This window comes from Pelomonas candidula, from assembly GCF_043555985.1.
In the GTDB taxonomy this organism is placed as follows: Bacteria; Pseudomonadota; Gammaproteobacteria; order Burkholderiales; family Burkholderiaceae_C; genus Pelomonas; species Pelomonas candidula.
Genome location: NZ_JBIGIC010000015.1, coordinates 1 through 13,613, shown reverse-complemented (window position 1 = coordinate 13,613; position 13,613 = coordinate 1). Strand labels below are relative to the sequence as shown.

Below are 13,613 nucleotides of genomic sequence, written 5' to 3'. Positions count from 1 at the left end.
TCCTCTGAACGGGTTCGTTAATTCGGTGGCGCCATCCCACCCGGGCGGCGTGTCTTCTTCAACAGACGCTGCATGGCAGGTCCGGGCGTCAAAACAAGGTGCGCGTCCTGCTGGCGCTCGCTGCGCTGGCCCAGCCAGCTGGTCCAGCCGAGCCGGCCGGCGATGCCCGGCCGTGTGGCGGGAACCTGGTCGCGGTCCAGCACGAGGCGCAGGTCCCAATGCAGTTCCTCGCCGACGTAGTGCATGACCAGCGGCACGATGCGCGGCAGGTTGTCGCCATCGGGCAGCAGCGACGCAAACGCCTTCGCGTCCAGCGGACCCACGTGGATGCGGAAGCCGTGCTGGCGGTCCCACACGGCGCCGCCCAGCACGGCGCCGCCGCCGACGCAGTTGCCGCTGTGCTGGCGCTCGCCCAGCGCGTTGCGGCCGATGCGCGTGCGCTCGGACTCCGGCAGCGGCATCCAGCTGCCGACGAACTGCTCGACCTGCACCGGGCGCTGCAGCACGCCGCTCAACATCTTGGCCAGCCCCTCGGCACTGCGCACCGGCGACGACAGGATGCCGGCGAAGTGCAGGCGGGCGTGGTCATCCGCGCTGTCGCGGTCGCGCAGGGCCTGCGACCCGATCCCCACCAGCGAGCCGATGAAGGCCGAGATGCGGTCATCGGTGCCGCGGTCCAGGCTGACGGTGGGCTGGGCCTGCGCCCAGGCGCGGTAGAACAGCAGCAGCAGCCGGTGGTGGAACAGGTCAGCAAAGCGCGAGAAGCCGGCGTCGCCCGCGTGCAGCAACCGCTCGCGCGCATACTCGGTGAGGTGCAGCGGCAGCGGGCCGTTGGGGCCGAACAGGCCGAAGAAGCGCACGTCAATGCGGCCCGCCGAGCTGGCCGTCGGCCCGCTGGCGGAGTGCAGCGCTGCGGGTGCGAACGACAGCTCGGGCGACTGGCCCAGCCGCAGCGCCTCATCCTGAGGCCGGCGCGCCGTGCCGAGGCGCGGGCGGTCGGGGTGCAGGTTCTCCAGGCGCCGCAGCGCGTGGAAGAAGTCGTGCTCCCACGGCGCGTCGTGGAGCTGCCGCCAGAAGTCCGCGATGGCTGCCGGCGACGTGCTCATAGGAGTGGCCGAGATCCGTCCTGCGGCTTGCCCGCGAAGATGACGCCACGCGACGGCGCGCTCATCTGCAGCTCGGTGAAGCCGTTCATCGACACGTGCCGGCCGAAGAAGCGCTCCAGCACGCAGCCCAGCAGGAAGGCCGAGCCGCCCTGGAAGGCGAGTTCGTCGACGGTCAGCGAGATCTGCACGCCGCGGCCGAAGGCGATGGGCCCCGGCTTGCGCAGCCGGCGCACGACGGACTCGGTCTTCACGGAGCGCACGCCGTCGATCTGGCGCTGCGCCGCCTCGTCACCCTCGCGGGCATACAGGCGCAGGATCTCGCGCAGCGCGGCGGCGCCCTGGTGCTCGTCGGTGTCCGACAGGCTGAGGTGGTTCAGCGACAGCTGGTTGATGAAGCGCCAGGTCAGGTTGGACTCACGCAGCGCCGACTGCGGCCGCGACGGCCCCTTGACGACGCGGATGCCCTTGATCGGCGCGCTGCCTTCCAGGCTGAGGTCGTCGTCGCTGCCGGTGCTCATCAAGAGCGGCAGGTCGCGGTTGGAGCACAGCGCCTTCACGCTGAGCTGCTGCAGGTCGGCGCTGAACGGCGCCTCCTTCGTGTCGACGATGGAGACGAAGACCTCGCTGCCGATGTAGCTGGAGCGCGGGCCCGTGCCGCGCAGGTCCTTCTGGCGTGCCGACAGCAGGCGCGGCTCGCGCTGCATCGTGTAGTACGCGCCGCGCTCCTCGTCCTCGTGGTGGAAGGCCGCGTACAGCGGCGAGAAGTGGCGCTCACGGGCGAGGTCGTTGCCGTGGCCGGTCACTTCCAGCAGGTCGATGATCTCGAAGTCCATCGGCCGCGCGCGGTCCACGACGACGTGGTAATCGTGCCCCTGCGGGCCGATCTGCACGCGGTCGCAGCGGGTCTGGAACAGGTTGATGGCCGGCACGCAGTTCAGCGCCAGCGAGCTCGCGTCGACCGACTGCGACAGCACGCCGTTGGCGCGCGAGAACAGCAGCACGATCTCGACCTCCTGGCCGCCGACACGCCGCAGCGCGTCGCCGATGCCGGCCAGGTCGAAGAACATGAAGCGGCTGGGGAAGGCGAAGTACTCCTGCAGCAGGCGGTAGCCGCCGAAGCCGCGCGGGCTGACGGGCAGCAGCGCCTCGTCTTCCTCGAAACCCACCGTGCGCACGCAGCCGGGCGCGACCGTCTCGTGCCTGCCACCGCCGCTGACGATGACGCCCAGCGTGTGGCCGCACACCAGCTCGTGCAGCGCGTAGCCCAGCTCGCCGCTGGCCGCGCAGTGCAGGCGCAGGTCGTTGAGCGTCAGCTGGGAGAGGTCAGCACCGCCCGTCGTGCGCAGCTTGATGCGCAGGCCGGACGAGAACTTGCGCCAGCTGTCCTGCCCGTTCAGCGGCAGGTTGGACGCGTGGCTGAAGTACTCCGCCGACGCCAGCTCCAGCGGCCACATGACCAGCTCGTGCGCGGTGCGGAAGCGGCAGTCCGTCAGCCCCGCTCGCGCCGACTGGCCGCGCAGCATGCTGCCGCGCGGCAGCGTCACGCCGGTCACGAGGCCGGCATCGCCCGTGTCCGGCTGGACCTGTGCGATCAGCATGGACGGCAGCGGCGCGAGGAACTGCGGGTAGAGGATCTCGACGAGGTGCTGCGTGAAGCGCGGGAACTCGGCGTCCAGCTTGAGCTGCACGCGCGCCGCGAGGAAGGCGAAACCTTCCAGCAGCCGCTCGACATAGGGGTCGGCGACCTCGACATCCTTGCCAAGCCGCAGCCGCGCGGCCTGCTTGGGGAATTGCTCGGCGAACTCCTTCCCCATGTCCTGGAGATGCTGGAGCTCCTGCTCGTAATAGCCGATGAGGCGTGGGTCCATGACGCTTATCGAGCCAGTTCGCGGATCTGTACGCGGCCGGTCTCGAGGTCGAAGTCGGTGTGCAGCAGCAGCTCCAGCGGCACGGGCTGGGCCCACATCTGGCCGCTGATGCGGATGCTGATCTGGTTGCGGTGGCCGATCTGCAGGTCGGACAGCAGCGCCTCCACGCGCAGGCTGTCGGCCAGGATGCGCGGCTCGTGGTCGAGGATGGCGCGCTTCACCTGGGCCTCCAGCCACGGCGGGTCGATGGACGAGGCCGTCGTGCCCGACAGCGCGGGCAGTCCGAAGCCCAGCACGGAGCGCGCGGCGCGGGGGAAGTCGCCCAGCCCTTCGACGGCTGCCGGCGCCGTCGCGTTGAACAGCCACTCCAGGTCGCGCAGCACCGCGTCGCGCAGGCGCTGGCGGCTCATGACGCGCATGTCGGCGGACTCGATGCGCTGCTCCGGATGGTCGTCCCGCAGCCGGTCCAGCAGCGCCGGCTGCAGCCGGTCGATGACCTTGTTGGTGGTCATGGGCGGCTCACGACACCGGAACGGATCACGCCGGCTCGCCGTCGGCGAACGTGATCTCGCGCAGGTCCAGCAGCGCCAGGTCGCCCGCCTCGGTCGTCAGCAGGCGCTGGCCCTGGCCGGTGAAGAAGCCCGGACGCGGCTCGCGCCACTCGGTGCGGCGCGCGAGCGCCAGCTCGGCCACGGCGAGATCAGTGTCGGCATAGCGCGTGGGCACGAGGGCCACGGTCTCGCCCCCGTTCCTGAATTGCAGCTGCGCGGGCACCCAGACCTTGTCGCGCAGGTCGACCGGCTCTTCCAGCCGCAGCTGGCTCAGGTGCGAGAACGGCACCCAGTAGTAGCGGCCATTGATGACGGCTTCCAGCAGCGGCCCCAGGCGCATGTCAGCGTCGGCCAGCCACTCGAAGGCCTGGCCGTCGGCCGTGCCGGCGCAGACCGGCGCCTGCTCGAAGGCCTGCGCACGCAAGGTCTGCGCCGCCTCGGCCTCGCCGCGACCTTCGCGCAGCAGCGCTTCGAGCAGCAACGCCGTCCACGGCTCGGGCTCGCCGAACAGCATGGGCAGCTTCTCGCCGGTGAAGACCTGGGCGCGCAGGCGCTCGCATTGCAAGGCCTCGCGGTAGGTCTGCACCATCGCCAGCGTGGACGCGTCCAGTTCGCCGGCGACGTTGAGTTGGTTCAGCGCGCGGTCCCAGCGGCCCAGCACGCACAGCAGCTGGAACAGGAAGACGCGCAGCTTGGCATCGGCCGGATTGGCGCGGACCTGGTCTGTCAGCAGGCGCAACGCCAGCTCGGGGTCGCCGTCGCGGAGGGCTTGTTCGGCTTGGCTCATCCCGGGGTCACCTCATCCTGGAAGGTCGATGCACCCTTCATCGCGCCGGTGGCGCTCTGGGCCTTGTATTGCACTTCGATCTTGTTGAATGTCAACGACAGGCGCTCGGTCAGCAGCGGGTGATCGCCTTCGGAAGTCACTTCCAGCGACGTGATGCGGCCGCCCTGGATCGCGATGGAGAAGTAGTCCTCCTGCTTGCCGCCGGCCTTGCGCACGGTCAGCACCGCCTTCTTGATCTCGTCGTTGGTCTTCATGACCGACATCAGGCCGGTGGAGGCGGCATCGACGTTCTTGACGATGCGCAGCTCCAGCTGCGCCGGCTTGGTTTCCTTGCCGGAGAAGCCGGTGCTGACGACGCTGGTCATGCCCCAGCTGAAGTCCAGCACGACCATCTCGGCCGGATGGGATGGGTCCTCGCTCTCGCCCTTCACGGCGCCGCCGCGCTTGCTCTCGAGCTTCAGGAATATGTCTTTCTTCGACATCTCAACCTCACCGGTGTTCGATCCCATGGCGGGACCCGCGACGTCCACGCGCAGACATCAGCCAAGCGCGGGACATCGAAACAGGACGGCCACCGCGAGCGGTGGCCGCCATTCGCCTGGCAGGGCAGCGGCCTGGAACCACCGGGGCCTGACAGCTCCGGCAGCCACCCGGGCCGCAACCTGGGTGCCAGTCGTCGGCAGCTCCCGCGAGCAGGAGCCGCCGCGAAGGTCGATCAGATGACCGTGTTCTTCGCGATGTCGAACTTCGAGAACACCTGGCCGCCTTCGGCGCCGCCGGTCTTGGCTTGCTGCTGGTAGGCCACTTCGTACGAAGCGAAGTTGATGCTGACGTTTTCCGTCAGACGGTCTTCGCCGCCGCTGCCGCCGGTGCTGACGCTGGAGATCAGCAGATCCTTCAGCGTGATGACGAGGTATTCCAGGGGCTTGTCGCCAGCCTTGCGCACGGTCAGCACGGCCTTGGGGATGTGCTTGCCGGTGGCGCAGTGCGTCATCAGCACGGTGGACGACTTGTCGATGTACTTGGTCACGCTCAGGTCCTGAACGTTGACCTTGCCGGCGCCACCACCCGTGGAGGTGTGCGTCGTGCCGGACTGGCTCATGCCCCAGCTCCAGGCCAGCACGTCGATCGACTTGGCGTGCTTCGCATCCACAGACTCGCCGTCGATGCCATCGAACTTGATGAACATGTCTACAGCCATGATCCCTTCTCCTTCATTTATGAATTACAGAACAAAAAATACCGCTGCAGGTCGTGCGCCGGATGGCGTCATGCCCTAGCGGCTACGCCGCTCAGCCGGCTTTCCCGGAGGGAAGCTTGGACACGAGACGCAGCGAAACCGTCAGCCCTTCGAGCTGATAGTGAGGCCTCAGGAAAAACTTGGACGAGTAGTAGCCGGGGTTGCCCTCGATCTCCTCGACGACCACTTCAGCCGCGGCCAGCGGCTTGGTGGCCTTGGTGGACTCGCTGGAGTGCGCCGGATCGCCGTCGACGTACTGCATGATCCAGTCCTGCAGCCAACGGTTCATCTCGTCGCGCTCCTTGAAGGAGCCGACCTTGTCGCGCACGATGCACTTCAGGTAGTGGGCGAAGCGGCAGGTGGCGAACAGGTAGGGCAGACGGGCCGCCAGATTGGCGTTGGCCGTCGCGTCCGGATCGTCGTACTCCGCCGGTTGGTGCAGCGACTGGGCGCCGATGAAGGCGGCGAAGTCGCTGTTCTTGCGGTGCACCAGCGGCATGAAACCGGCCTTGGCCAGTTCCGCCTCGCGGCGGTCCGAGATGGCGATCTCGGTCGGGCACTTCATGTCCACGCCACCGTCGTCGGTGGGGAAGCTGTGCGTCGGCAGGCCCTCAACGGCGCCGCCGGACTCGATGCCACGGATGCGCGAGCACCAGCCGTACTCCTTGAAGGAGCGGTTGATGTTGACGGCCATCGCGTAGGCCGCATTGGCCCAGGTGTACTTGCTGTGGTCCGCGGCGCCGGTGTCTTCCTCGAAGTTGAATTCCTCGACCGGGGCGCTGCGCGCGCCGTAGGGCTGGCGGGCCAGGAAACGCGGCATGGCCAGGCCGAGATAACGCGCGTCTTCGGATTCACGCAGCGAGCGCCAGGCGGCGTACTCGGGCGTCGTGAAGATCTTGGTCAGATCGCGCGGGTTGGCCAGTTCCTGCCAGGACTCCATCTGCATCACGGTCGGCGACACGCCGGTGATGAAGGGCGAGTGGGCCGCGGCGGCCACCTTGGACATCTCGCCCAGCAGTTCCACATCGGGCGCGCTCTGGTCGAAGTGGTAGTCGCCCACGAGGCAGCCGAAGGGCTCGCCACCAAACTGGCCGTACTCTTCTTCGTAGATCTTTTTGAACAGGGGGCTCTGGTCCCAGTTCGTGCCCTTGTAGCGCTTCAGCGTCTTGCCCAGCTCCGCCTTGGAGATGTTCATGACGCGGATCTTCAGCTGCTCGTCGGTCTCGGTGTTATTCACCAGGTGGTGCAGGCCGCGCCAGGCGCCTTCGAGCTTCTGGAAGTCGGCGTGGTGCAGGATCTGGTTGATCTGCTCCGACAGCTTGCGGTCGATGGCCGCAATCATGCTTTCGATGGACTTGACGGTGTCGCCACTGATCAGCTGCGTCTGGGCAAGCGCCTGCTGGGCCAGCGTCTGGACGGCCAGTTCCACGGCGCTGCGCGCCTCTTCGGTCTTGGGTTTGAATTCCTTGTTCAGCAGCGAGGCAAGGTCGCTGCCTTCGAAGTTGACCGACGCCAGGGCGGACGTCGTCTGTTGCTCAGCCATTCAGGATCTCCTTGACAAGGGGGCGTCTTGCGCGCCGGTCGTTATTCGGTGGGCTTGGCGGAGTTCGCGAGCGAGCCCAGCAGCGCGGGATCGGCCAGCACCTTGGACACCAGCTCCTCGGCACCGGTCTTGCCGTCCATGTAGGTGACCAGGTTCTGCAGCTGGTTGCGCGCTTCGAGCAACTTGTTGAGTGAATCGACCTTGCGGGCAATCGCGCCAGGGGTGAAGTCTTCCATGCTGTCGAACGTGATGTCGACGCTGAGGTTGCCTTCGCCGGTCAGCGTGTTGGGCACCTGGAAGGCCACGCGCGGCTTCATCGCCTTCATGCGCGAGTCGAAGTTGTCGACGTCGACCTCCAGGAACTTGCGGTCCGACACAGGTGCGAGCGGGTCCACGGGCTTGCCCGACAGGTCGGACAGCACGCCCATGACGAAGGGCAGCTGGACCTTTTTCTGAGCGCCGTAGAGCTCGACGTCGTACTCGATCTGGACGCGCGGGGCGCGATTGCGGGCGATGAATTTTTGGCTGCTGGTGGCCATGTGGATCTCCGTGGAGCCTAGGAGTGGAAAGCGTACAACTTGGTGATGTCAATCACCCGAATCAGTCTCATCCGTCAATTTCGATCGTCGAAGGATCGACACCCATGATGCGTGCAACTTCGCTCAGCGCATCCGGGGCCAGTTCCTTCATCAACTGCAGGAAGTTGTGGCCGAGCAGACGCCCCGCACGACGCAGGAGCAATTGCGCTGGGTTGGTCGGTTCGGCACGCTCGAGATAGTCGCACACCATTTCGATGGCACGCAGCGCCTCGGCACGTGAATTGATCCGCCCACTCAGTGCCTGAGCACCGCTTCCTGTACCTACAGACGCTTCTCCGCCCGCATGTGCGACATCCGCCGCTTCATCGCCAGCGCCGCCGGCCTGCGGCAGCATGCCGGCGATGGCACTCAGCGTCTGGCGCAGCGGCTTCAGGTCCGGCACCTGCGAATGTTCCAGCCGCTCGCCGAGCAGCGTCGACAAGGCTGCCAGTTCCGTCTGGGCGTCGGCGATATCGGATGCGAGGCTGGCACCCTGGGCGATGGCGTCGGCGAACAGCTGCTCGACCTGGCCGCGGCTCCAGGACGTCTCGTCGTCACGCGCGACGATGTTGCCCAGCACGATGTCCACCGCACGGACCTTGACCTCGCCGACACCGCGCAGGCTGATGATGTTGGCCTCGCGCAGATCGGCCAGCACGGCATCCGCATCCACGAGCAGCGCGAGCACGTTGGCCCGGGCGTAGAGATCGCCGTCATCCGGGTCCGGCTGCGGATGCAAGCCTTCCCAGAAATTGCCCATCAGGCCCGTCAACAGACGAAGGCTCGGCGCCAGGCTCGCCACCCCTTCCAGGCGCAGCAGTGCACGTGCCCACAGCATCGCGACGCGCAGGTCGCGGCTGACGTCGAACAGCTTCTCACAGCGGCGACGCACGTCGCGCCAGTCCGCCGGCACGGCCGCCTCGAACTGGGACTCGGGCTTGCCTTGCGCCGCCTGCGTCAGCTCAAGAAAGGCGTTGTCGTACTCCAAGTCCGGCCCACAGGGCGCGGACTCGTCCGCCAAGGGCTGCAACCAGCCCTCGACCTGCACGACCAACTCAGACGAAACACTCAAGCTCAAACTCCAACATGGTGACGGCGGACCCTAGATCAGATCACGGCCGGCAATACGATAGCTTCAAAGCATGTCCCTCCGACTGGGGTCAACGCTAGGAAACCGTCAGCTTTGAGGGGGCCGAACCATGGCCGCCGCCATGCACTTCGGATAGCCTCTCGGCCCATTACAACGGAGGGGTGTGAACAAATGAAGGCGGCTCAGGGGATCAGGAATGCGCTGCTCGCGCTCGGGCTGTCGGCGCCTCTCGCCATGGCGATGGCACAGGCGACCCCCCCCGCCGGCACCGTACCGACTCCCGCCGAACTGGCCCCCAAGCCGCAACCCCGGCGCGACGTCGACGTGCCTCGCCCCGCCCCTCCGCGCGAGCTCGGCAAGCCGTCCGACGACCTCCGCATCGACATCGAGTCCTTCAGTGTTGCGGAAGACGCCCCCCCCGAACTGAGGGCCTCACTGGCGAAGCTGACCGCCCCCTTCATCGGCAAGGGGCGCAGCTTTGAAGACCTGGCCAACGCCGCGGCCGAGGTGACGCGTTTCCTGCAGAGCGAGCTGGGCTACTACCTGGGCTACGCCTACATCCCCGAGCAGCAGACCGTCGGTGGCATCGTGCGCATCGCCGTGCTGGAAGGGCGCCTGGATGAAGTGCGGCTGAACTGGAGCGAAGGACTGCCCGTGCGGCGCGAAGTCGTGCAGGCCTACCTGGACGAGCTGAAGCCCGGCAGCATCCTCAAGGTGCGCGACGTCGAGCGTACGGTCTTCCTCATCAACGACCTGCGCGGCATCACGGCCCAGGTCGAGGTCCAGGCCGGCAGCAAGCCTGGCACGGCCACGCTGGTCGTCACGCCCCGCGCCGACGCCACCTGGACGGCCCGCGCCGACCTGGACGCCAACGGCTCGCGCTTCCTCGGCCGCTTCCGGCTCACGGGACTGGCCACGATGAACAGCCCCTTCGGCCGTGGCGACGGCCTGACGGGCAACGTGCTCGCGTCCACGACCGGCGGCCTGTTCTTCGGTCTCGTGAACTACACGACGCCCCTCGGCAGCAGCGGCCTCAAGCTCGGCGCCTCGATCTCGGCCGTGCGCTACCAGCTGGACAAGGAAGAGTTCCCGCTCGACCTGACCGGCGACGCCGTGACCCTCTCCGGCTTCGGCCTCTACCCCGTCATCCGCTCGCGCAACCTGAACTTCTTCTCGCTGCTGTCGGTGGAGCATAAGCAGTTCAGCGACAAGAGCGCCGCGACGCTGGCCGTCAAGAAGAGCTCGGACACGCTCGCCCTGGGCGGCAACGGCGACTTCCGCGACAGCCTGCTGAGCGGCGGCGTCAATACCTACGAGTTCTCGGCGATCACGGGCCACCTCAAGTACGACGTGGTGCAGCCGGGCCAGGACCCCGCCAACTTCACCAAGGTCACCGCCGGCTTCACGCGGCTGCAGAACATCCTCACCAACCGCCTGCTCGCCTACCTGGCCGTGCGCGGCCAGGTAGGCCTTAAAAACCTGGACAACACCGAGCAGTTCCGCCTCGGCGGCCCCGACGGCGTACGCGCGTTCGCGCCCGGTGAAGGCACCGGCGACAGCGGCGTCATCGGCAGCCTGGAGCTGCGTTTCCTGCCGCCGGAATCCATCTTCGGGCGCATCGGCCGCGAGTCCGTCGTGAGCCTGTTCTACGACGCGGGCTACATCAAGTACCGCAAGGACCCGACCGCGCAGATCCAGCAGGACGACACCTTCGTGAACACGGCGACGCTGGGCGGCGCCGGCGTGGCGGCGACCTGGGTGCGCCCAGGCGAGTTCGCGTTGCGGCTCAGCGTGGCCAGCCGCACCCAGGGCACACCCAAGAGCGACACCAAGGGCGGCAGCACCCGCGCCTACGCCCAGCTCACCTACTTCATCAAGTAGCCGAACACGCCGCCGGCGGCCGCGGCCGCCCTGCACAGGAACCAGGGAGATCACCATGCCTTTCGACCGCAGCTCGCAACCGCAGAGCCACAGCCAGCGGCATCACCGCGTCCATCCGCTCACCTGGGCCATCGCCGTCGCGCTGGCGCCGGTCGCCGCCGTGGCGCTGCCGCAGGACGGTGTCGTCAAGCAAGGCGCGGCCACCATCCAGACCCCGCAGAACGGGCTGATGGTGATCAACCAATCCACGCAGACGGCAGCCGTCGACTGGCGCAGCTTCTCGGTCGACAAGAGCGAGACAGTCAACATCGTCCAGCCCAACTCGCAGGCGCTGCTGATCAACCGCGTCATCGGTTACGACCCCACGCGCATCCTCGGCCAGATCAACGCCAACGGCCGCGTCGTGCTCAGCAACCCGCGCGGCGTCTACTTCTCGGCCGACTCGCAGATCGACGTCGGCAGCCTCGTCGCCACGACGCTCAGCATCAGCGACGCGGACCTGCAGAGCGGCGTGCTGCGCTTCGGCGCGTCGACCGACGGCGCCGGTGAGCTGAAGGCCGAGGGCCGTATCCGCGCGGCGGACACCGTGGCCCTGGTCGCGCCGCAGGTCACCGTCAACGGCAGCATCGACGCCCGCCGTGTGGCGGTGGCGGCGGCCAGCCAGGTCTCGGTGGACGTCGAAGGCGACGGCCTCGTGCTGTTCAACGTCCGCAACGACGAGAACCTCGAGACGCGTCTGAACGCGCTCGGCACGATCAATGCCACGCAAAGTGCCGAGTTGCGCGCCGTGGCCCGCGCCGGCTTCGCCGACACCGTGCTGAACATGGACGGCATCGTCCGTGCGCGCTCGCTGGAAGGCGTGGGCGGCAAGGTCGTCGTCGACGGCGGCAGCCAGGGCGTGACCTGGGTGAACGGCAAGATCGAAGCCAGCAGTGGCAGTGGCCAGGTGGGTGGCGATGTGCTGGTGCAAGGCCAGCGGATCATGCTGGACAACGGCGCGCAGATCGACGCCTCGGGCGACACCGGTGGCGGGCGCATCCGGGTGGGCGGCGACTTCCACGGTGCCAACGCGCAGATCACCAACGCCAACATGGTCGTCGCGCGCACCGGCGCGCAATTGAGGGCAGACGCTGGCACGAGCGGCGACGGCGGGCAGGTGGTGCTGTGGTCTGATACATCGACCCGGTTCGCCGGCACCATCAGTGCGCGCGGCGGAGAAAACAGCGGCAACGGCGGCAAGGTCGAGGTGTCGAGCAAAGGCGTGCTCGACTTCGCCGGCAAAGCCGATCTGCGAGCCTCCGCCGGCTCCGCCGGCGAGTTGCTGCTGGACCCGACGAACCTGACCATCCAGGCCACCAGTCCCGACATCCTGGACGACAACAGCAATCAAGATCTCACAGGCTCGCTGCTGAGCTTCGGCAGTAGCGGCACCAACAGCGTCATCACCGCGGGCGCCGTGAGCGGCTTGCTGACGACATCGGCTGTCACGCTACAAGCCACCAACAACATCACGCTGAATTCCGGTGCCAGCATCACCGGCAGCAATCTGCTCACGCTGCAGGCGGGCCGCAACATCAGCATCGGAAGCACGATCACGACCAACGGGATCATGCTGTCCACCAACGACGTCGGTGCGGGCGGAGGCCGGGTGGCCGCCGGGATAGTCGCTGTCAATGCGCCGTTGGACGCCGGCATCGGCACGCTGACCATCACCAACAACGGCGGAACGGGCACCCACACAATTGGCGGCAACCTCACCGGCGCTGGCATCAGCATTACCGGCAAGGTCTCGACGAACGGTACGCGCACGTTCACCACGGGGGCTTCCGCGTCGTCGATCACGAGCACCATGAACATGGGCGGCGACCTGACGCTCAATATCGGTTCCGGCAACCTGACTCTGGGGAGCGCCCTCACCGATACCGGTACGAGAGCGCTGACGAAGGACGGCGTCGGCACGCTCACGTTGAGCGGCACCAACACATACAACGGCGGCACCGTCCTCGCCAGCGGGACTCTCGCCCTGGGCAGCGCCGGTGCCATCGGCTCCAACGGCAACATCACCCTCGGCGGCGGCACGCTGCAGTTCTCTGCCAGCAACACCACCGACTACTCCAGCCGCTTCAGCACCGCTGCCAGCCAGCAGTACAACCTCGACACCAACGGCCAGGCCGTCACGCTGGCCACCGCCCTCACCAGCTCCGGCGGCTCGCTGACCAAGTCCGGCACCGGCACGCTCACGCTCTCCGGCACCAACACCTATGACGGCGGCACCACCCTGGCCGGCGGCACACTAGCTCTCGGCAACGCCAGTGCCATCGGCAGCAGTGGCACGATCTCATTCACCGGTGGCACGCTGCAGTTCACAAGCGCAAACTCCACCGACTACTCCGCCCGTTTCAGCAACTCGGCCGGTCAGCTCTACAGCTTCGACACCAACAACCAGTCCGTCACGCTGGCCACCGGGATGACTAGCTCCGGTGGCTCGCTGTCCAAGTCCGGCGCAGGCACTCTGACCCTTTCCGGCGCAAATACCTACGATGGTGGCACCAACATCAACGGGGGCGTCGTCAGCGTCAGTGGTGGCGGCGCGCTCTCCGATACGGGAGCGGTGACGCTGGCCAACACCTCGGGCGCGACGCTGAACGTCGTCGGCAGCGAAACCATCGGCTCGCTCAACGGCGGCGGCACATCGGGCGGCAATGTCACCATCGCCAGCGGCCAACTCCTGAGCGTCGGCGCAGGAATCTTCGCCGGCAACATCACCGGCGTCGGGGGCTCGCTGACCAAGTCCGGCTCCGGCACGCTGACGCTCTCCGGCACCAACACCTATGGCGGCGGTACCACGCTCACCGCAGGCACGCTGGCCCTGGGCAGCGCCGGCGCCATCGGCTCCACCGGCACCATCACCCTCGGCGGCGGCTCGCTGCAGTTCTCTGCCAGCAACACCACCGACTACTCCAGCCGCT

General features: G+C 67.5%; 11 protein-coding genes. 2 read left to right on the top strand and 9 right to left on the bottom strand.

Annotation, left to right across the window (positions count from 1 at the left end; all coding sequences use genetic code 11):
• Window positions 1-17 precede the first annotated feature (17 nt).
• From tssG to tssA, 9 genes are all read right to left on the bottom strand, one after another.
• Window positions 18-1,106 (bottom strand): type VI secretion system baseplate subunit TssG, encoded by a 1,089-nt coding sequence (gene tssG, locus ACG04R_RS24055; protein WP_394416198.1) that lies wholly within the window; start codon window positions 1,104-1,106, stop codon window positions 18-20.
• A complete protein-coding gene (tssF, locus tag ACG04R_RS24050) occupies window positions 1,103-2,974 on the bottom strand; it encodes a type VI secretion system baseplate subunit TssF (RefSeq protein ID WP_394416196.1) in 1,872 nt (623 codons plus the stop codon). Before tssF ends, tssG begins: the two co-directional genes overlap by 4 nt.
• 5 nt (window positions 2,975-2,979) lie before the next feature.
• Window positions 2,980-3,486 carry a type VI secretion system baseplate subunit TssE gene (gene tssE, locus ACG04R_RS24045; protein ID WP_394416194.1) on the bottom strand — a complete coding sequence of 169 codons (507 nt, stop codon included), beginning with the start codon at window positions 3,484-3,486 and terminating at the stop codon, window positions 2,980-2,982.
• Between the two features lie 25 nt (window positions 3,487-3,511).
• Window positions 3,512-4,312: a type VI secretion system accessory protein TagJ gene (locus ACG04R_RS24040; RefSeq protein ID WP_394416192.1), complete on the bottom strand. Its 801-nt coding sequence runs from the start codon at window positions 4,310-4,312 to the stop codon at window positions 3,512-3,514.
• Window positions 4,309-4,794: an Hcp family type VI secretion system effector gene (locus ACG04R_RS24035; protein ID WP_394416190.1), complete on the bottom strand. Its 486-nt coding sequence runs from the start codon at window positions 4,792-4,794 to the stop codon at window positions 4,309-4,311. Before ACG04R_RS24035 ends, ACG04R_RS24040 begins: the two co-directional genes overlap by 4 nt.
• A 233-nt stretch (window positions 4,795-5,027) precedes the next feature.
• Window positions 5,028-5,513 carry an Hcp family type VI secretion system effector gene (locus tag ACG04R_RS24030; protein WP_394416188.1) on the bottom strand — a complete coding sequence of 162 codons (486 nt, stop codon included), beginning with the start codon at window positions 5,511-5,513 and terminating at the stop codon, window positions 5,028-5,030.
• A gap of 91 nt (window positions 5,514-5,604) precedes the next feature.
• Window positions 5,605-7,095: a type VI secretion system contractile sheath large subunit gene (gene tssC / locus ACG04R_RS24025; RefSeq protein ID WP_394416186.1), complete on the bottom strand. Its 1,491-nt coding sequence runs from the start codon at window positions 7,093-7,095 to the stop codon at window positions 5,605-5,607.
• 41 nt (window positions 7,096-7,136) lie between these two features.
• Window positions 7,137-7,640 (bottom strand): type VI secretion system contractile sheath small subunit, encoded by a 504-nt coding sequence (gene tssB / locus ACG04R_RS24020; RefSeq protein WP_474103940.1) that lies wholly within the window; start codon window positions 7,638-7,640, stop codon window positions 7,137-7,139.
• A 61-nt stretch (window positions 7,641-7,701) separates the two neighbouring features.
• On the bottom strand, window positions 7,702-8,745 hold the full coding sequence (gene tssA, locus ACG04R_RS24015) for a type VI secretion system protein TssA (RefSeq protein ID WP_394416182.1): 1,044 nt from the start codon (window positions 8,743-8,745) through the stop codon (window positions 7,702-7,704).
• Between the two features lie 258 nt (window positions 8,746-9,003).
• Here tssA and ACG04R_RS24010 point away from each other — a divergent pair, with 258 nt between their 5' ends.
• Window positions 9,004-10,644, top strand: coding sequence for a ShlB/FhaC/HecB family hemolysin secretion/activation protein (locus ACG04R_RS24010; RefSeq protein WP_394416180.1), 1,641 nt, complete (start codon window positions 9,004-9,006; stop codon window positions 10,642-10,644).
• A 55-nt stretch (window positions 10,645-10,699) separates the two neighbouring features.
• Window positions 10,700-13,613: autotransporter-associated beta strand repeat-containing protein (locus ACG04R_RS24005; protein WP_394416178.1), on the top strand; the 2,914-nt coding region annotated here is incomplete at its 3' end.